Here is a 20,310-nt window from a genome sequence, read left to right on the forward strand (position 1 = left end):
CTCTATTAACTCGGTTTAATCAGATTATTACATACCTTATAAACTTCAACACTATCTAATTCATTCTAGGCCTCGACAAAACGGTTGATTTGTTGGGCAAGAATCGGTAAATCTGAGGGTGCCCCGCCGTCTACCTCCTGCTTGTTATCTATACATCTTCGTTTCAAAACAGAACATCCATACATTTAGACGTCTAGACGTAAAAATATCTATTGACTTCATTCTGCTTAACCCATAGCATCAACTGAAAATTGAGATAAAGCTCAACATTAAGTTCTGTCAAAGGCCGTTTTTGACAGCGAAGTTCCCCGTATCTTTGGGCAGGTTGAAACATGATAGAAATAAAAAACGTCAATAAAGTGTTCTACCAAGGCAGTAAGGAAATCCTTGCCCTGAAAGACATTAACCTACACATCGACAAAGGCACCATCTTTGGTGTTATCGGTTCATCAGGTGCTGGTAAAAGTACGCTGATTCGCTGCGTAAACATGTTAGAAGCGCCGACCTCTGGTTCCATCATCGTTGATGGTGTGGATCTAACCAAACTCAGCAAAAAACAACTAGTCGAAACACGCCGTAACATTGGCATGATCTTCCAGCACTTTAACCTGCTTTCGTCTCGTACTGTGTTTGATAATGTAGCACTGCCACTAGAACTGGCAGGTAAAGACAAATCGCAAATCACAACAAAAGTAACTGAGTTGCTAAAGCTTGTAGGCTTAGCCGACAAACACGAGAGCTACCCATCTAACTTAAGTGGCGGCCAAAAACAGCGTGTGGCAATTGCTCGTGCATTGGCATCCGATCCTAGCGTGCTGCTTTGTGATGAGGCCACTAGTGCGCTAGACCCGGCAACAACTCAATCTATCCTTGAGTTATTGAAAGAGATCAACCGCAAACTCAACATCACGATTTTACTTATCACTCACGAAATGGAAGTCGTAAAAAGTATCTGTCACGAAGTAGCAATCATCGGTGGTGGTGAGCTGGTGGAAAAAGGCACCGTTGGCGATATTTTTGCGCACCCTAAGACAGAGCTAGCGCACCAATTCATTCGCTCAACGCTGGATCTTTCCATTCCTGAAGATTACCAAGCTCGTCTGCAAGCAGAGCGTGTTGATGGCAGCTACCCGTTGGTTCGCTTAGAGTTTACTGGCGCAACCGTCGATGCACCGTTAATGTCGCAAATTTCTCGTAAATACAATATTGATGTGAGTATTTTGAGTTCCGACCTTGATTACGCTGGTGGCGTGAAATTCGGCATGATGGTCGCAGAGCTATTTGGTAACGAAGAAGATGACAACGCAGCTCTTGAATACCTGCGTAAGCACAACGTAAAAGTAGAGGTACTTGGTTATGTCCTTTAATACGATTTCTGAATGGCTGAGCTTAAACAGCAAACTACTTTTAGGTGCAACGTGGGAAACGCTTTACATGGTTGCGGTTGCCGGATTAGTCGGCTTTGCTGTGGGTATTCCATTAGGCGTAATCCTCCATATTACTAAGAAAGGCGGCCTACTTGAAAACACCAGCCTAAATAGCGGCTTAGGCGCTATCGTTAACATTGGTCGTTCTGTGCCATTCCTCGTACTGATGGTTGCGATTATTCCAGTGACAAAAATGCTGGTTGGAACCTTTATCGGTACAACCGCAGCAATCGTCCCACTGACTATTGGCGCCATTCCTTTTGTCGCTCGTCTTATTGAAGGTGCTTTATTAGAAGTACCGACAGGCTTGGTGGAAGCAGCGCAGTCAATGGGGGCGACACCAACACAGATCATCACAAAAGTTCTACTACCTGAAGCAATGCCGACTATTGTTAACTCAGTAACGATTACCTTGGTCACTCTCGTTAGCTACTCAGCTATGGCGGGTACGGTAGGCGGCGGCGGCCTAGGTGACGTAGCCATTCGTTACGGTTTCCACCGCTACGATGTAACTATCATGGCCGTGACTGTCGTGATGTTGATTGTTCTAGTACAGATTATTCAGTCTATCGGCGACGCAGTGGTGCGCCGTGTAGACCACAGATAAGCATCAAAAATACAAATTATAAGGAGATAAAGATGAAATTTAGCCTTAAAGGTCTTTTGACTGTAGCAACGGCCGCCTCTGCTCTTGCTCTAGCGGGTTGCGGCGACAAAGAAGTAGACGTAAACAAAGTAAAAGTTGGCGTTATTGCTGGTGCTGAAGCACAAGTAGCCGAAGTTGCCGCTAAAGTAGCAAAAGAGAAATACAACCTAGACGTTGAGCTAGTAACATTTACCGATTACGTAACACCAAACGCCGCTCTGGATGATGGTTCAGTAGACGCGAATGCGTTCCAGCACAAACCATACCTAGACCAACAAGTGAAAGACCGCGGCTACAAACTGGCTATCGCGGGTAACTCATTCGTTTACCCTATTGCTGGTTACTCAAAGCAAGTAAAATCAATTGATGAAATTCAAGATGGCGCACGCATCGCAGTACCAAACGACCCAACTAACCTAGGTCGCTCACTACTGCTTCTTGAGCAACAAGGTTTGATTACGCTACGTGATGGCGTTGGTCTACTCGCTACAGTACGTGACATCGTAGGCAACCCTAAAAATATCGAAATCATTGAACTAGAAGCCCCACAGCTTCCACGTTCACTGGATGACGTAACGCTATCTATCATCAACACCACTTACGCAAGCTCTATCGACCTATCGCCAGAGCGTGACGGCGTGTTCGTTGAAGATAAAGACTCACCATACGTAAACCTAATTGTCGCTCGCGAAGAAAATGTTAATGCGCAAAACGTACAAAACTTCGTAAAAGCTTACCAAACGGAAGAAGTTTACGAAGCGGCAAAAGAACTGTTCAAAGGCGGTGTTGTGAAAGGTTGGTAATCCCACTTTTCAAAACATGACTGAAAACAACGTTCTAAACACAAAAGGGCTGATGTGAAAACGTCAGCCCTTTCTATTTGTCTATCTACCCATTTAAGTAGCTTCAATTCGCTACTTAAGATGGTCCCAAGAGATATTCGACACGATTCGGCAGTCATCACACTTAAAATGAAATATGTCATGTAGTGGCTCATCGAGTAGCCACTCGCCATCGCATTTTGGACACTTGCGCGCTTTCTCGCTCTCCAACGACTGACCACCGACACGATACTGGTAATAGTACGTAGGGATCTTCGTGATGTATTCGATACGGCCACGTAAGTCCCAACCTCGGCGAAACAGCACACTATCCACATCGCAAATTTCGTGCAGCGCCGCATGTTCCGCTCGGCAACCCCCTGCCATTTGGATTTCATCACACGCTTGCCACTCAGTCTGCCACTTAATGACGGCTTTATGGTCTCCATTAAGTGTTGGCTCATTACGATACAAAGGAATTGGCAACAGGGTTTCACCACTTCGCAAAGGCGAACACGTATGAACATAAGTCGTGTACAACACTTGCCAGCTAGGTGTCTCTTCTTCGGCTGCTTGTTCTGAATTCAAATCACGCCCCAGCATACGCATTTTCGGAGCAAGCAAAGACGCATCCGACAAACGGTTCATGCACACTTTGACGAAATCTGAGTGATAACGTGGATGCAAGCCGTCTTGTTCTGGGCAAACAACACGAACGAAAAATTCACCTTCTCCCATCACTATCGGGAATTCACGACCTAATACTTGGCCGTTGTAACGCAGAGCATCCATCAAGCCATTAATGGCTTTGTCTACCGCGCTGACGGTGGTGTTATCAAAACACTCAAACTGCAACTCAACAACATACATACTTAGACGGCAGCCTCTAACTTATTCAAGAACTCAACCAATGAATCTGCCAATACATCACGTTTAGAGGTGCCCAAACGCTCTAGAATCACATTGCCAGTGAGGTTACAAATAGAAATCACATCCATTTCCTCATCTGTCGCTGCGATAAATACTGTTGGTTTAAGTTTCAAGCGGCGCTGCGTCACCAAATGACCAAGAATATTTTCTTGTAGACGCACGAAATCGTCATCGCTCCACACTTGCAGCAGCGTCAACGAATTACCTTGCCAAGTTGCCTCCATATCAGCGCAGTATTGAGAACCATAAAAGGCTTTAACATCATCTTGCAGTGACAACTCAATCGCATTTTCCACATTGGTGAAATCGGCCATTTCATCACGTGCGACCGCTTTCCAAAGCACCTTTCCATCACGCTTCTCTTCGACACAAGGAGAAACAAGCTCTGCAAGCTCTTCACTGCTTGGCAACTCATTGTGCTTAGCTTGCCAAGCTTGTTGGTAGCGCAGGCTGAACTCTTGTAGCGCCTGAGTAACGTTTTGGGTCATGAAGGTCTCCTCATTCCTTATTTATCAGATAGCCGTACTTGCCGGATGGCAATTGACCAGCGGATTCAGTAAAATTCTCGCCATTCTAATCGAAAACGACCACAAAGTATGAGCAAATATTCTGACGCTAAAGAGCTTGCTGGCCTAACACTAGGTAAAACGACCGAGTATGCGAACCAGTATGACCCAAGCTTGCTGCAACCAGTCCCTCGCAGCCTGAACCGAGATGACCTTCAGTTAGGCGATACTCTGCCTTTTATGGGGCACGACATTTGGACGCTGTATGAACTGTCTTGGTTAAATAGTAAAGGTTTACCACAAGTGGCCGTTGGCGAAGTATACATTCCAGCCACCAGTGCAAACTTGATTGAATCGAAGTCTTTCAAACTGTACTTAAACAGCTACAACCAAACCCGCTTTGCAAGCTGGGAAGAAGTGACTGAGCGTTTAACACAAGACCTGTCTGAATGCGCAGGTGAAAAGGTGCTGGTTGAGGTGAATCCAGTGACCCACTATACCAATCAACCTATTGTGACAATGGACGGTGAATGTATAGATGACCAAGACATTGACATCACCAGTTACGATTTTGATGCCGATTTGCTTGAAGGTGCGTCAGGTGAAGTACAAGTTGAAGAGGTGCTACATAGCCACCTATTGAAATCAAACTGTTTGATCACTAACCAACCCGACTGGGGCAGTGTAGAAATTCGCTACCAAGGCGCAAAAATAGATCGTGAGAAGCTGTTACGTTACTTAGTGTCTTTCCGCGAGCACAATGAGTTCCACGAACAGTGTGTAGAGCGTATTTTTACGGATCTAATGAAATACTGCCAACCAAGCAAACTGACCGTATTTGCCCGCTATACGCGCCGTGGAGGCTTGGATATCAACCCTTACCGCTCAACGGAACAAGATAAGCCAGCTCACAATCACCGTATGGCTCGTCAGTAAGCGCATAGGCAACAGAAATAAGTTCGGCAATCTAAAGGGTTGCCGGACGTTTTTATTGTCCAAGCATGTTACTATATCAAATGGCTTCAACCCGCATTTAAACGGCTAATTGAGGCTTTTCGCCGTTATCGCCATATCTAAAAACAGTTCGAGGGAACGAAAGGATGTTTTGGGACAGTTCGCGTCTATTCAAATTGATTGGCTTTCTTTGCTTGCTGTTTGTACAGCCACTTCATGCAACCATTTTATCGTCCGCGTTACTCAACGAAGCACAACAATTGGCGGAAATAGAGCCATCACAAGCAAAACAAGCGGCAACCAACTATTTGTCACAGCGTGAGCTAACAGAACGCAAAGAAAGTGACAGCCCTTCAGCCATGTCTCGCGACGAAACAGATCGTAGCGTTCGCACACCAAGCAGCACCATCGAAGCGCACAAGATTATCGCTCAGGCAGATTACGCCATGGGTAATGTTCGTTCGGCTATCGAGCACCTAAATAAAGCGGAACGCTTAGCGCAAGAATATCAATTGCCGTACATGGACTTAGATCTCCAGCTGATGCGCAACCAAATGATTTGGATGTACGACGAAAACTACTCAAAAGCGGAAGACACGCTTAACCAAATTGAACAACAGCTCGATGAAGCCGATGCCGTATTACAACGCACCGACAGCGTTCGCTACCGACTAGTGATGCAAAGAGCACTCCTCGCTTCACATAGTGGCGATATCATTAAAGCGGAAAACTTGTACTCTGAAGCAAAGACCATGCTTGACGATAGCCGCTCTGAGTTAGCCTTGATCGACTACTACACTGCCGTCGGCGAGTTTTACCTCAATAGCAAGAAGTACAATTTGGCTTTGTCAGAACTGCTATACGGTTATTGGCAATCTATTGAAAGTAACAGTGGTGCAAGATTAGCAAAAGTGAATCGCCTTTTGGCTAGGCTCTTCCAGGAGCGACGAGTGTACGACAAAGCGATCGAATACTTATCCCAAGCCGCAGATTTTTATGACTCCTACCCTAGCTCTCCGATCCTAGCGGACGTCCTAGAGCAAATGGGCGACATCTACTTTTATCAGGGTAAGTTTAACCTTGCGTTAGTGCATTACTTCAACGTGCTTGACCATGAAAGTACCAGTAAGAACATCAATAGAATCATTAAAATTCGCTTAAGCTTGGCGGCTACCTACCTACAACTCTATAACTACGCGCTAGCAGAGCAGTACTTAGACCGCTCTAAAGAGCTTTTAGAATACACCAATATTCCTAAGCTTGAAGCAAAGGCTGCCCTGCTTCAGTCAGGTCTGGCTTATCATCAAAATGACAGTAAAGACGTCATTACTAATGCAAAGCTGGCATTAGCGCTTGCTGAAAAGTCACCTGAAAATAACAACTTCATTAAGCAGCAGTCATACCGTTTACTTGGGTTGGGTTACGAGCAGGCAGGCGAATACAAACTTTCTCTGCAAGCTTATAAAAAATACACCAACCTCGTTCGTCTAGAACAAAAGCAGCTTAACCAAATCAGTGAGGATGCGTTCCGTCAGCAAAAAGAATTTGCCGAACAAACCATCCATTACATCGGTCAATCAGAACGCTTAGAGCAAGTGGAAAGAGAGCATCGTAAATTCCAGAAAATCTCATTTGCATTGTTTATTACTGTATTGGTCATGTTTTTGTTCATTATGCGCCGTGGTGTCATTATGCAGCGCCAAGCAAGTGAAATCGAAAAACTGCGCAACGACCTCTTCACCCACTCTCGCTCTCGTTTACGTAACTTGCGTATGCTGAATGTTAAGCTTTCTCGCTCATTGAAAAAGTCGAGCGAAACTTTCGAGCAATGGCAAATGGGTGAATTGATCCACGAACCACTTAATGATCGCCTACGCTTTGTTATGATCGATTTGCCATTCTTACGAAGCATGTACGTCCATAACGGCTATAAGGCAGGTCTAGAACTAGAACGGGCATTTGGCGACTTCCTTGCGGAAAAAATAGAAAAACCGTCGCGTCTTTACCATTTCTCAGATGCGAACTTACTCTACATAGAACCGAACGCTGACCGTGATGCTTCTGCCGAAATCATGTTCGAAAAATTCCAGACTTGGGTGGATGAGTTCGCTCAGCAGCACAACGTCAATCGTATTATTCGTATGGGCATCAGTGATTATCCGTTCTTACCCCGAGCCTACACTGCAATTAACGATGAGGAATTACTCGATCTGTTGTTGCTTGCGACTCACATCGCACGAGAAGTCAGCTTGAAGGATAAGCAAAGCCACTGGGTGTTCTTAAAAGCCATCGATAATGCGCCTGCTGCTAGCTTTGCAACAGGTAACATAAGAACTGCCTGTCAACATGCCATTAGCCAAGGCCTGATCAAGATCCATTCGTCCTACAAGAATGAGGACGACATCAAGAAAATATTAAAAAATGGATAATTAAACGCCTGTTGAACGTAATAACTAATGACGCTATAAAGTTTTTTGTTATTATCAGATAATTGTCAGTAGTACATGGACTTAACCGTAGTCACTTCATGGGAATCTTGGAATCCGATATTCAGTCGCAGCTGCATCAGCTGAGTTGTCAACTTGACCAACTCAGACTGACTCATCGTGATACTTCACTCAAATTCAAACGTGAACAACAAGTTCTTAAACGCGTTGTGGCATCATTGTCTTCAGCTTGCCAGGGTTCGAACACTCAGGTATCCAACTACCTATTTGAAATCCAACAAGAGCTGCAACATCAAAAAGATATCAGCACTCTTATCCCGCGTTTAGCGGTATTAGAGAGGATGCTCAAACAGCAGTCGAAGACGATGGATAAACAGAACGGTTACCTTGACGAACAAATCAAGCACAGTGGTGAAACACTGCAACGTGTCACTGGCTTACCTGCGCAGTTAAAACGTGAACTACGGAACCTGATGAGTTTCTCTGAAGTTCACGCCAGCAATAAAGCTGATCAAGCCACTAAGCTACTGAGTATTTACGAACGCGCTCTGAAAATCATTACGTCTAATTCACGTCTACATCTTAGTGAATTTGAAAACAATCCTGACAGATCTCAACTTGAATGCTTGGCCAGCGACCTTCAACATACTATTACAGAGCTGGATTTCGAGGGAGAATCAGGCGATAGATTGCTGGATATTCGCGCTAAGTTGCTCCTTGGCGTGAGTGCCGAGTCTCTCATTGAGCTTACGCTCTCAACGCTGAAATTGGTTGTCGAAGCAACAAAGTTCGAGCGCGAGGCGTCTAGCCAATTCCTTGATCAGCTGAACACTTCTCTCGCAAGTAACCTAAAAACCGTTCATCAGAACGTCGACCAGCATCATACCTACTTTGAACACCGCCAAGAGCTCAACACAGAAATGAACAGCTTGGTTGAATTAAGCCAAAAGTCACTTAATCAAGCTCAAGATATCGCGGTTGTGAAAAAAGAAATCACGCCTCTTCTCGAAAAAATGGCGTCGCTGACAGAGCGACTGAAAATGACGGAAGAGCGAGAGCAAGCGCTGCAAGAGCGGTTAAGTTACAGTAAGAACCAACTCGAAGCGGTATTTGAAACTACGCAAGATTATCGTCGACGCTTAGATGACCAAGCTCAGCGTATGTTGCTCGACCCGCTGACTAAAGTTTATAACCGCACTGCATTTAACGATCGACTAGAGCTAGAGTATCGCCGTTGGATTCGCTCTCAGCAAAACCTTCGTGTTGTGCTATTTGATGTAGACAACTTCAAAGCGGTGAATGATAGCTATGGTTATACGGCTGGCGATAAAGCGCTGAAGATCATCGCTCGTACTATTAACAAGCGCGTATCAGAAACGGAAACAGTAGCTCGCTTTGGTGGCGAGGAGTTTATTCTACTCGTCCCGGAACAATCTGAAGAATACACACTGGATCTGATTAAGCATATCCAGCGTGATATTAGCCAATTACCCTTTAAGTTCCGTGAGCAAAATATCATGATTACCTTAGCTGCTGTATCGACGTCTTTCAAAGAGTCCGATACGCCAGAGTATGTGCTCGATCGTCTTGGCAAGATGCTTGCGGACGCTAAAAAACGTGGAACAAACCAGCTTAACTGGAGCTAAGATTCGTACAAAAAGCGAGCAAACAAACCAAATTTGGTGCAATCTACGCTTTATAACCACCCATTTTCAACGAGTTATCACATTTCTTCCCTTTTAGTCTGCTAAGCTGTAAAAACCCAAGTCACTTCAAGATGATGTATTTATAAAAGGCAAATGTATCATCTTGAGGTTGCTTGGGAGTTGATAACCATAAAACCAAATCGGCCAACTACCTTTCATCAAACCATACGTATAACACCAAAAAGGTAAGTTGGTACTTTCCCTAAAATTAATGCAACACAAGGAGGCGTTATGATTACCCATATAAGCCCCGCTGGTAGCATGGACTTGCTATCTCAACTAGAAGTAGAGCGCTTAAAGAACACAGCCTCGAGTGAACTTTATCAGCTGTATCGTAATTGCACGTTAGCGGTGTTGAACTCCGGTAGCCATACCGATAACTCGAAAGAACTGCTCGATAAATACCAATCGTTTGATGTCAACGTCGTGCGTCGTGAGCGTGGTATTAAGCTTGAGCTGACTAATCCGCCAGAGCACGCTTTTGTTGACGGCGAAATAATTAAAGGTATCCAAGAGCATCTGTTCTCCGTATTGCGTGATATCGTTTACGTAAACATGCATTTGGCAGACGCCCAGCGGCTCAACCTTACTAACCCAATTCACATTACGAACCTCGTGTTCGGCATTCTTCGTAATGCCAGAGCATTAACTCCAGGTATCGCACCGAATCTTGTCGTATGTTGGGGTGGTCACTCTATCAATGGAGTGGAGTATCAGTACACACGTGAAGTGGGTAACGAACTGGGCCTGCGTGAACTTAACATCTGCACAGGTTGCGGCCCTGGTGCAATGGAAGGGCCGATGAAAGGTGCAGCAATTGGGCACGCAAAGCAACGTTATACTCAGCAACGTTATCTTGGTTTAACCGAACCCTCGATTATTGCTGCCGAGCCACCAAACCCAATAGTAAATGAACTGGTCATCATGCCCGACATCGAAAAGCGCTTGGAAGCTTTCGTCCGTATGGCTCATGGTATCGTTATTTTCCCAGGTGGCCCGGGCACAGCGGAAGAGCTACTGTACATTCTTGGTATCATGATGCACCCGGATAACGCCGATCAGCCAATGCCTATCGTATTAACAGGACCAAAAGAGAGTGAAGAGTACTTCCGCTCTATTGATGAGTTCATTCGCGACACACTTGGTGAGGAAGGGCAAAAGCACTACGAGATCATCATTGACGACCCGGCAGAAGTCGCTCGTATTATGAAACGCTCCATGGACTCGGTACGCCTTCACCGAAAAGAGAAAGGCGATGCGTACAGCTTTAACTGGTCATTGAAAATTGAGCCAAACTTCCAACTGCCATTCGAGCCTACTCATGAGTCGATGGAACAATTGGATTTAAGCCTAGATCAAGAACCGCAAGTTTTAGCGGCCAACTTGCGTCAAGCCTTCTCTGGCATAGTGGCAGGTAACGTAAAGGCTGAAGGTATTCGAGAAATAGAACGTAGAGGGCCTTTCACCATTCATGGCGACGCAGTCCTCATGAAAAAACTCGATAAGTTGCTAAAAGACTTTGTCGAACAGCACCGAATGAAATTACCTGGCGGTTCAGACTACGAACCGTGTTATCGAATCGCTCACCCGGAAATTGGTGGTCGATAGTCAGGCTAGCATTCGTTACACTAGGGGCATTACGCCCCCTTTTTTATTGCTAAGTCATTATGTCTATTCATCTTGTTATCATTGATGCCCTAAACCTGATCCGCCGAGTGCACTCAGCACAACCAGATCCAACCGACATAGCAAGAACCATAACCACAACGCAAAGAACCCTCACTCGCATTCTGTCAGAGGCCAACCCGACACACATCATCGCAGTTTTTGATCACCACGAACAAGACAGAGGTTGGCGCGCTGAAATTCTCCCTGACTATAAGCAAAACCGAAAACCAATGCCTCTGCCATTACTGCAAGGGTTAGATGCGATTCAACAAGCGTGGTGGGAGCAAGGTATTGATTCATTGCTGTCTGAAGGCGATGAAGCAGATGATTTGGTTGCTACACTCGCAACGAAAGTGGCCAGCCATGGTGAAAAAGTCACCATCGTTTCGACTGACAAAGGTTACTGCCAGCTACTTTCCCCTACCCTACAAATCCGTGATTATTTCCAACATCGTTGGTTAGATGAACCATTTATCGAAAAAGAGTTCGGCGTAAAACCAAGTCAACTAGCGGATTACTGGGGATTGACAGGGATAAGCTCTAGCCAGGTTCCGGGCGTACCTGGAATTGGCCCGAAAGCAGCGAAAGAGATTCTCACTCAGTTTGAGAGTATTGAAGCTGCCTACGCTAGTGAAGATCTCGTACCGAAATACCGTAAAAAATTGGATGAGCACATTGAGTCTGCTCGTTTATGTAAACGCGTCGCCGCTTTAAAGTGCGATATAGAACTAGGCTTTAACTTGCAAGATATTCGCTTTTTAGGGCCAAACAAAGCGGAGTAGTGCCCGATGGTAGTTTCACACCATGAAACCCTCAGATATTAAAAAAGCGCCATTTGAAGGCGCTTTTTCTATTCTAATCACTATCCCCAAAAGACTCAGGGAATAAAGTTAGTAAGGTGAAATATTCGACAGACATTGGATATGAATCGTGATCTCTTCACGATCATGATACAAATGTTTAGCTTGTAGCTTGAACTTTACCTTATTATCAATGAGGAACTGCTTCAGATTTTCAAGGTCTTGCAGCACTTCGTCATAACGCCCTTTCATTGGCAGCTTAAGGTTAAAGATAGCCTCTTTTGCCCAACCTTTTAACAGCCACTGTCCCATCAGGTGAGCAACACGAGCTGGCTTTTCCACCATGTCACAAACAATCCATGTTACGTTCTTGCGGTCTGGTTCGAACTTAAAGCCATCCACCATATGGTGTTTGATCTGGCCAGTTTCCATCAAGCTGTCTGCCATCATGCCGTTATCAACGCAGTGAACGAACATTGAGCGCTTCACTAATTGGTACGTCCAACCGCCTGGACATGCACCTAAATCCACACCCCACATACCTGGTGCTAAACGCTCATCCCACTCTTCACGTGGAATAAAGACATGAAATGCTTCTTCCAGTTTAAGTGTTGAACGACTTGGAGCGTCTGCTGGGAATTTAAGGCGAGGGATACCCATGAAGAACTGTGAGTTGTTGTCAGTGTAAGAGTAACCAACGTAACAGTGGCCAGGCTCAACAAAGCAAATGTGCAGTACTGGTTTTTTCGCGTTATCTTTGTTCAGCATTAAGCCTTTGCCACGCAACGCTTGACGCATTGGGACGGTAAACTTACGGCAGAATTTCAGTAGCTCTTTCGCTTCATTTGTATCTGGCGTTTCAATTCTCAAATCACCACAACGAGGGAATGCTTCAATGTCTGCTAGTTCATTCAAAATTGGACTAATGCGGTCATCACTTGGCAACGATTGAAACTCAGCTGCTACCGCAAACATTTGTCGAGCAAAAATTAAAGACTTAAAGTCTAAACCTCTCGCAAGTTTGTCGGCATCTCCATCTTGGTAACACTCGAAGACAACATAACCTGAGTTTCTCTTCACACGAGGGAAGCCATACACTTCCAACTGTGTCGCTTTGTCCTGAATTTCACCAGCACACTCTTTCTCAAAGCCAGAACGGCAATAGAGCATTAGTTGTTTCACTTGGAGACCTCTTTGATATTGAACGCAGCAAAAAAGAACAGACACCAACCAATCATGAACAGTAATCCTCCCACAGGAGTAATTGGCCCAAACCACTTAATGCCCGTCAGCGCCAGCGCGTAAAGACTGCCGCTAAAACAAAAGATGCCGATAATAAAGCAAATCGCCGCAATGAAAAAATATTTTTGTGCTTTTTGTCCCAAATTGAGCAGAAGCAGAATGGCACAAAACACAATCGCCAACGTGTGAATAAATTGATACAGAACTCCGGTCTCAAATACACCGAGCAAATAAGGGGCCAGTGTCGCTTTTAGCCCATGAGCAGCAAATGCTCCAAGAGCGACCGAAAGCAGCCCAGACAATCCAGAGAATGAGAGTAACCACTTACTTTTCACTGTACACCTCTTTTATAAACGCCGCTAACTGCTCTATCGCGAGTGTAATGTTACCTACTTCAGTATGACCTGAGATCTTGCGCGGTTTGAAGCTGTGGTCACCATCAGGTAAAAAGCTCACCGTTACTTGTGACGAAAGGACGAAATCATCGAATTCCTCACGCTTACCAAAGGTGTCTCGTTCCCCTTGAAGAATCAGCGTAGGTTTCTCAATGGTTGCTAAGTGCTCGCCTTTGTATTTCTCTGGCTTTCCTGGCGGGTGAAATGGAAACCCTAAACAGGCAATGCCCGCCACCAGCTCATTTTCAGCCAACAAGCTCGACATACGACCGCCCATTGACTTACCACCAATAACCACGGGAGAAGAAGTAAAGTGAGCGATCACTTCGCTGTATGCTTCGAGCAACTTTGGCGCGCGATCGGGCGGACGCTTTTTGCCATCTTCCGAACGTTTCACCATGTAAGGGAAATTAAAACGCACTACACGAATACCTTGCTCCACTAATCCTTTGGCGACAGCTGTCATGAAGTCATGCTCCATCCCCGCACCTGCGCCGTGAGCAAAAATAAACAGCGGTCCGTTTTCAGGTCCCTCAGCTATCCAGTGATTCATCCAATACTTCCTCTTGTTCTTTTCTCGCGGTTGCTAACATCCAGTCTCTAAACGTTGCGATTCGGCCCATATCTGCCTGCTGTTCATGACACACCACATAGAATGCATTCTTAGATATCAACACCTCGTCGAATGGTGCAATGAGTCGTCCGGCTTCCATTTCAGGTTTGGCGAGTACGTTGTTACCGAGCGCGACCCCCTGACCGTGCGCAGCAGCCTGTAGCACCATCGTTGAGTGACTAAAAATAGGACCGTGGTTTACGTTGATGCCTTCAATGTTGTAATGACGAGCAAACTGCTTCCAGTCTTTACGCGAAGTATCGTGTAACAAAGTATGTAATTTGAGGTCACTTAAAGATTCTAATGGTTTGTTACCCAAAAGTAATGAAGGTGAACAAAGTGGGATCAAAAACTCTTGGTACAATTTATCTGCTCGCAAACCTGGCCAGTTCCCACGGCCATAGTAGATCGCCACATCAACATCATCAGTCAGTGAGCCTTCATCCATATCTACGGCTTTAATACGTACATCGATATCGGGCTCTTGAGCATTAAAATCGGCCAAACGAGGTACAAGCCATTGGATAGCAAAACTCGGCGGTAGGCTAATCGTCAATGCCCCTTTTTCGCTACGTTCCAACACCTTATCTGTCGCTTCCGCAATCGAGGTGAAAATATCTTTGATATCGAGAAAGTAACTTTGGCCTTCTTCTGTTAACAACAAAGAACGATTACGTCGACGGAAGAGCTTCAATGATAAGAACTCTTCAAGCGCTTTAATCTGGTGACTGACCGCGGCTTGAGTAACAAATAACTCTTCTGCTGCTCGTGTAAAACTGAGATGACGAGCAGCCGCTTCGAAGACTCGAAGCGAATTTAATGGAGGCAATCTGCGAGACATATGGGACCTCTAATAGGATTAGTTTTTTTAATCTGAAACATTATAAAATGTCCGTTGTCGAACAGCCAGATAAATTCTATATTTCACCCCGCAACACGGGCCTGAACGGCTTGATTTCTTTGGAAATCAATTGGCTTCGTTGTTGCGATGTTGTGTTTGCAAACTCGTATTTCGAGTTAGGTAGATTTCTACCATAATGTTTTGTCCACACTCCCTGTGACAAAACATATATACTTCCTGTATTTATTTTTGACCTGTCTGTCAAATTTGTTACACCGCCTAAATTAGGCGGTGTTTTTTTTATCTATCAAAAATCTCATCCGCATATCTGGCAGCAATATCACTTTATTACTCTTCTTTCGGATTAATTATCGTTATATCAACACAAAGTGTATGGCTTTGCGATGAGCCTCAACATTATGCTAAGTAATGGTTGTCTGTAACGCGATCAAAAACAAAAAAGGCGCAAATTGATGTCTCAATTTGCGCCTTTTAACGTATTTTAACAGTCAGCTATGGACGGTAAACTTTTACGTTGCTGAAGCCTTGCTCTAGCAAGTAAAGCGCTTGCAGACGGCTCATCACACCGCGGTCACAGTAAAGTAGGTATGTCTTAGACTGGTCTAAGTCACCAAACTGTGTACCCAGCTTGTAGAAAGGGATATGTTTCACATCCACACCTTCGATTTCAAGTGGGTTATCGTCTTCCTCTTCAGGACTACGAATATCTAGCACAACCGCGTGCTCTTCTACCGCTTGAACTTGCTCTACTTCTGGTGCGGCTTGCTCAGACTCTTTCGCGATATCACGAATGTCCATCATGCGAGCTTCTTGAACCACTTGCTCAAGGATACTAAAGTCGAATTTCTCTTCTTCAGCTTCTAGCTTGCCTTTCACCGCTTTCACGGTTGGCTTCTTAGAGATAACACCACAGTATTCTGGCATTGTCTTTGCGAAATCTTCTGTGCCGATTTCACGTGCTAGATTGATGATGTCTTCTTTATCCCAGTTGATAAGTGGACGCAGAATCAGCGTGTCAGTTACGTTGTCGATATGGCGTAGATTGGTTAGCGTTTGGCTCGATACTTGACCTAGCGCTTCACCTGTTACCAATGCTTCGATCTTCATCTTCTGAGCGATCATGCCTGCTGCACGCATAAACATACGCTTCAAGATCACGCCCATTTGGCCGTCATCGACTTTCTCTAGGATTTCCGCAACCACAGGTTCGAAATCAACTGAGATAAAACGTACTTTTGCTGAAGAACCGTATTTGTTCCATAGGTAGTGAGAAACCTGCTTAACGCCGATTTCGTGTGCTGGACCACCTAAGTTAAAGAAGCAGTAATGTACTTTTGAACCACGCTTGATATGAAGATAGCTTGAAACACCAGAGTCGAAACCACCCGAGATCAGGCTTAACACGTCTTCTTGCGTACCCAGAGGGAAACCACCTAGGCCTTTATGACGAGACAATACTTGGTTTAGCTTGTCGTTCGAGACTTCTACCTTGATCGTCACGTCTGGGTTTCGTAGCTTAACACTAGCGCTTTCAATCGCTTGATTTAAACCACCGCCTACATAACGCTCTAGTTCAATGGAGGTAAAGTCATGCTTGCCACGACGCTTCGCACGTACAACAAAGGTTTTATTTTCGAGTGCAGCACGGTTGAGTTCTAGCACTTGCTCGAAGATATCGTGCAAGTCTTTAAATTCAGTTTGCTTCACTTCCAGTACGTGGTGAATGCCTGGTGTATGAGTCAAAACCTCAAGAACTTCAGCGTGGAATTCGTTACTCTCAGAGGTCACTTCAATGTGATCACGACGGTTAAATACCGCGACAGACTCCGTGCGGCTCTTAATGATGTTACGAATGTTGCACTCTAAAATCTTTGTGAAGCGCTTACGCACAGATTCACTTTTTACAAAAATTTCTGGATGGGGCTTTACAATAAATTTCATAGTCTAATTCGCAGGTTAGTTTCGCAATCAACAAAGAGTGACACTCAACTTCAATACTTCATACGCAGTAAAACCGCGTTTCAGTCACAAAAAGTAGTCTGAGCTCACTTTTAAGGCGCAAGATTATACACCCAAGCGGATTGGAAAAACAAAAAAAGCGAGCAATCTGCTCGCTTTCTTATCTCTTTACTGACTTAAAACTAAAGCCTAGTTATTGAATTACCGGCACTTCTTCGCTGTAGAGAGGCTCGCCTTGCATAATGCTGATTTCAACCCGTCGGTTAAGTGCGCGATTGTCATCAGAATCATTCGGTAACAAGGGCTCAGTATCCGCCATGCCTCGTACTCTTAAACGTTGATGAGAGAAGCCTCTCACTTTCTCCATCTCTTGCGCGACTGATACTGCGCGCTGAGAAGAGAGATCCCAGTTAGAACGATAAAGCTCCGAATCTAGCGGTCGATTGTCTGTATGGCCAGATACTCGAACAATGCCTGGCACATCTTTTACTAGCTCTGCAATCTGACGAACTAAAGGGCGAAACTTAGGCTGCAAGAAGGCCGAACCTTCTGGGAATGCACCTTTTTCACGCATACGTATAACAATCTGCTGACCGAGGTTTTCAACTTCAATGGCGCCTTGTTCAATCTCTCGTTCTAAGGCTTTCTTGATGCTTTCCATCAAGGTTTCCATCTCTTGCGACATCTCTTTAGATTGCTGTTGTTGCATGTCCGCTTCGGCAGACTCATTGTTTTGAGTTGACGTTTCTGGCGATTGCCCCCCCGTTAACTTGCCTTCATCACGTTTTGTGCCACCAGCTCGATCAGACTCTCCTTCATGGAATTCAAGCGTCTGCTGAGTGATGTTCATGGTTTGCTGCATGATAACATCAATCGGAGTAGGTTCCGGCCTACCCGGTCGAAACTCTTGGGCAATAATGCTAGTGCCTTTGGGAATGTCTTTCACTTCAAGCTGATTTTGCACACCGAAGGCAAATTTCATTGATCCTGCAATTTGTTTGAACTTCAGTACATCCATCTCAGAAAACGAGAGCAGAAGAACAAAGAAACACATCAGCAGCGACATCAAATCTGCGAATGTCCCCATCCATAACGGGAGGCCAGGTGGCGGACAATCGCATTTGTTATCTTCATCATCCATCACGACTCTCCAAGTTACTCGTCAATCTCAAGGGCACGTTTACCTTCATTGAGGTAGTTCTTCAAGTAACTATCGATCACTCGCGGGTTTTGGCCATCTTGAATCGCTAATACGCCATCCATGATCAAACGGCGATTTAGCGTTTCTTGGTCACGGCGAAGAGAAAGTTTATCCGCAATAGGGAAAAACACCATATTGGACAGGATCGCGCCATACAATGTGGTCAAGAGTGCAACGGCCATTGCTGGTCCAATCGCTTTAGGGTCATCCATGTTTGAAAGCATCGCAACAAGACCAACCAAGGTGCCAATCATTCCCATCGCAGGAGCAACGTCGCCAAAGGCGCGAAATACACCAGTACCTTGCGTATGTCGTTCATCCGTAAGCGCGATGTCTTTTTTGAGTGCCGCTCTCACAACGTCGGCATCATGGCCATCAACCAGTAGATCAATGCCTTTCTGCATGAATGTGTTGTTTATTTCCATCTCTTCAAGAGCAAGAAAACCACCTTTACGCGCCGCATCGGCCATTTCCACAATTTTTGCGATCAGGTCTTCGGGTTCATCCGCTTTAAACATGAAGGCTTTGCCAGCAATCTTTGTCGCACCAAAAAACTGTCCCATTGTGAACTTCATCAACACGACGAATATTGAGCCACCAACGACAATAAGGATCGACGTGACATCGACAAACATGCCGATGCTGCCACCAAGCACCATCGCCATAATGACGAATGCAAAACCACCAATCAAACCTAATAGGGTTGCTAAATCCACAAAGCACTCCTCACGCTATACTCAAATACTGCCATTGGGCGGATTATTACCTGTATCGACAACTCGCGCAGAATTTTTAGAAAAATCTTAGCTAATGGATCACAAATTACACTTAACAACCTCAACCAAAATATGGGGTTTCATCGCTTAGACTCGTTGAACGCTAATTTTGTGACAATTATATAAGGTTAAATTTGACCAAGTTACTAGGCTAAGGTAACTTTCGTGCATCTTACCCGAGGCTTGATTAAGGCAGAAAAAAGATGGCGGTCAAGAAACCAGAAAACATGACCTTTGAAGCAACCATTGAAGAGCTTGATAGCTTGGTTGATCAATTAGAAAATGGCGATCTTGCTCTAGATGATGCCCTGCGTAAGTTTGAACGAGGCATTGCCTTAGCTCGTGCAGGCCAAACTAAATTAAGCGACGCCGAACAGCGCGTGAGCATTCTTCTTAGTGAAGATGATGAAGCACCACTGAGTGACTTCAAACCAGATTCAGAATAACAATCAGTAGTGAGCAATGTGATGCAACAGATATTGACGTCTTTTCAACAAAGAAACAATCAGCAATTGAATTTGTGGCTCGATCAGCTTCCATATCAAGAGCAGCCATTGATTCAAGCAATGAAATACGGCCTTTTGCTAGGTGGGAAACGCGTTCGCCCTTTTCTTGTTTACATCACAGGTCAAATGCTCGGCTGTAAACCTGAAGACTTAGACACCCCCGCCGCTGCTATCGAATGTATACATGCCTACTCACTCATTCATGATGATCTGCCAGCCATGGACGATGATGAACTGCGTCGAGGTCAACCAACTTGTCATATTAAGTTTGATGAAGCAACCGCAATACTGACAGGTGATGCACTACAAACCCTTGCCTTCACTATTATTGCTGATGGTCAATTAAGCCCGGCGGCAGAAGCTCAACGCATCAACATGATCAAAGCCTTAGCGCATTCCTCTGGTGCCAGCGGCATGTGTATAGGGCAAGCCTTAGATTTAGGCGCGGAAAATCGCCAAGTTTCTCTTGAAGAAATGGAAGAGATACACCGTAAAAAAACCGGAGCTCTGATTGATTGTGCGGTAAAATTAGGTGCATTAGCTGCTGGTGAGAAAGGTATCGAGGTTCTACCTCACTTGGAGCGCTACTCAAAAGCAATTGGTTTGGCGTTTCAGGTTCAAGACGATATTCTTGATATCATCAGTGACACAGAAACACTGGGTAAGCCTCAAGGTTCCGACCAAGGTCTGAATAAGAGCACTTATCCTTCCCTGCTGGGTTTAGAGGGAGCCATAGAGAAAGCTCACACTCTGTTACAGGAAGCACTTCAAGCATTGGAAGCTATCCCATACAATACTCAGTTACTCGAAGAGTTCGCCCGATATGTCATCGAGCGCAAAAATTAACACTA

The 20,310-nt window shown here is 45.0% G+C and carries 19 protein-coding genes; 10 read left to right on the forward strand and 9 right to left on the reverse strand.

Translation table 11 applies throughout. The features are described from left to right. Positions 1-332: 332 nt before the first annotated feature. From metN to R7P72_RS15755, 3 genes are read left to right on the forward strand one after another with little or no spacing between them, the layout of a single operon-like run. A complete protein-coding gene (gene metN / locus R7P72_RS15745; protein ID WP_005381962.1) occupies positions 333-1,367 on the forward strand; it encodes a methionine ABC transporter ATP-binding protein MetN in 1,035 nt (344 codons plus the stop codon). After that, a complete protein-coding gene (locus R7P72_RS15750) occupies positions 1,357-2,034 on the forward strand; it encodes a methionine ABC transporter permease (protein WP_005381964.1) in 678 nt (225 codons plus the stop codon). Before metN ends, R7P72_RS15750 begins: the two co-directional genes overlap by 11 nt. A 32-nt stretch (positions 2,035-2,066) precedes the next feature. After that, positions 2,067-2,876 carry a MetQ/NlpA family lipoprotein gene (locus R7P72_RS15755; RefSeq protein ID WP_005381966.1) on the forward strand — a complete coding sequence of 270 codons (810 nt, stop codon included), beginning with the start codon at positions 2,067-2,069 and terminating at the stop codon, positions 2,874-2,876. A gap of 111 nt (positions 2,877-2,987) precedes the next feature. Here R7P72_RS15755 and R7P72_RS15760 read toward each other — a convergent pair whose 3' ends face one another. Together R7P72_RS15760 and syd are read right to left on the reverse strand one after the other, a co-directional pair. After that, complete coding sequence (locus R7P72_RS15760; protein ID WP_005381968.1) at positions 2,988-3,764, reverse strand: Zn-ribbon-containing protein; 777 nt, start codon at positions 3,762-3,764, stop codon at positions 2,988-2,990. A gap of 2 nt (positions 3,765-3,766) precedes the next feature. Continuing rightward, positions 3,767-4,312: a SecY-interacting protein gene (syd, locus tag R7P72_RS15765; protein WP_005381970.1), complete on the reverse strand. Its 546-nt coding sequence runs from the start codon at positions 4,310-4,312 to the stop codon at positions 3,767-3,769. A gap of 108 nt (positions 4,313-4,420) precedes the next feature. Here syd and queF point away from each other — a divergent pair, with 108 nt between their 5' ends. From queF to xni, 5 genes are all read left to right on the forward strand, one after another. After that, complete coding sequence (gene queF / locus R7P72_RS15770) at positions 4,421-5,266, forward strand: NADPH-dependent 7-cyano-7-deazaguanine reductase QueF (protein ID WP_005381974.1); 846 nt, start codon at positions 4,421-4,423, stop codon at positions 5,264-5,266. 164 nt (positions 5,267-5,430) lie between these two features. Then, positions 5,431-7,713, forward strand: coding sequence for a tetratricopeptide repeat protein (locus tag R7P72_RS15775; RefSeq protein WP_005381976.1), 2,283 nt, complete (start codon positions 5,431-5,433; stop codon positions 7,711-7,713). 98 nt (positions 7,714-7,811) lie between these two features. Next, a complete protein-coding gene (locus R7P72_RS15780) occupies positions 7,812-9,377 on the forward strand; it encodes a sensor domain-containing diguanylate cyclase (protein WP_005381978.1) in 1,566 nt (521 codons plus the stop codon). Between the two features lie 291 nt (positions 9,378-9,668). Next, positions 9,669-11,045: a nucleotide 5'-monophosphate nucleosidase PpnN gene (ppnN, locus tag R7P72_RS15785; protein ID WP_005383611.1), complete on the forward strand. Its 1,377-nt coding sequence runs from the start codon at positions 9,669-9,671 to the stop codon at positions 11,043-11,045. Between the two features lie 59 nt (positions 11,046-11,104). After that, complete coding sequence (gene xni / locus R7P72_RS15790; RefSeq protein ID WP_005381982.1) at positions 11,105-11,887, forward strand: flap endonuclease Xni; 783 nt, start codon at positions 11,105-11,107, stop codon at positions 11,885-11,887. 108 nt (positions 11,888-11,995) lie between these two features. Here xni and rlmM read toward each other — a convergent pair whose 3' ends face one another. The 7 genes from rlmM to pomA form a co-directional block, all read right to left on the reverse strand. Further along, positions 11,996-13,087, reverse strand: coding sequence for a 23S rRNA (cytidine(2498)-2'-O)-methyltransferase RlmM (rlmM, locus tag R7P72_RS15795; RefSeq protein ID WP_017820611.1), 1,092 nt, complete (start codon positions 13,085-13,087; stop codon positions 11,996-11,998). After that, entirely contained in the window at positions 13,084-13,482 is a 399-nt protein-coding gene (locus R7P72_RS15800) for a DUF423 domain-containing protein (protein ID WP_047010151.1), read from the reverse strand. Before R7P72_RS15800 ends, rlmM begins: the two co-directional genes overlap by 4 nt. Continuing rightward, positions 13,472-14,095 carry an alpha/beta fold hydrolase gene (locus R7P72_RS15805; protein ID WP_017820609.1) on the reverse strand — a complete coding sequence of 208 codons (624 nt, stop codon included), beginning with the start codon at positions 14,093-14,095 and terminating at the stop codon, positions 13,472-13,474. The genes R7P72_RS15800 and R7P72_RS15805 overlap by 11 nt, the downstream gene beginning before the upstream one ends. After that, positions 14,076-14,996 carry a transcriptional regulator GcvA gene (locus R7P72_RS15810; RefSeq protein WP_005383616.1) on the reverse strand — a complete coding sequence of 307 codons (921 nt, stop codon included), beginning with the start codon at positions 14,994-14,996 and terminating at the stop codon, positions 14,076-14,078. The genes R7P72_RS15805 and R7P72_RS15810 overlap by 20 nt, the downstream gene beginning before the upstream one ends. A gap of 513 nt (positions 14,997-15,509) precedes the next feature. After that, a complete protein-coding gene (gene thiI / locus R7P72_RS15815; protein WP_005381986.1) occupies positions 15,510-16,958 on the reverse strand; it encodes a tRNA uracil 4-sulfurtransferase ThiI in 1,449 nt (482 codons plus the stop codon). A 211-nt stretch (positions 16,959-17,169) separates the two neighbouring features. Next, positions 17,170-18,117 carry a flagellar motor protein MotB gene (locus tag R7P72_RS15820; protein WP_213907318.1) on the reverse strand — a complete coding sequence of 316 codons (948 nt, stop codon included), beginning with the start codon at positions 18,115-18,117 and terminating at the stop codon, positions 17,170-17,172. A 14-nt stretch (positions 18,118-18,131) separates the two neighbouring features. Further along, complete coding sequence (pomA, locus tag R7P72_RS15825) at positions 18,132-18,893, reverse strand: flagellar motor protein PomA (RefSeq protein WP_005381564.1); 762 nt, start codon at positions 18,891-18,893, stop codon at positions 18,132-18,134. Between the two features lie 263 nt (positions 18,894-19,156). Here pomA and xseB point away from each other — a divergent pair, with 263 nt between their 5' ends. Beyond that, positions 19,157-19,399 (forward strand): exodeoxyribonuclease VII small subunit, encoded by a 243-nt coding sequence (xseB, locus tag R7P72_RS15830; protein ID WP_005381566.1) that lies wholly within the window; start codon positions 19,157-19,159, stop codon positions 19,397-19,399. A 21-nt stretch (positions 19,400-19,420) separates the two neighbouring features. After that, positions 19,421-20,305 (forward strand): (2E,6E)-farnesyl diphosphate synthase, encoded by an 885-nt coding sequence (gene ispA, locus R7P72_RS15835; RefSeq protein WP_213907319.1) that lies wholly within the window; start codon positions 19,421-19,423, stop codon positions 20,303-20,305. Positions 20,306-20,310: the final 5 nt, after the last annotated feature.

It is taken from the genome of Vibrio sp. Vb0888 (assembly GCF_033338835.1).
GTDB lineage: Bacteria > Pseudomonadota > Gammaproteobacteria > Enterobacterales > Vibrionaceae > Vibrio > Vibrio alginolyticus.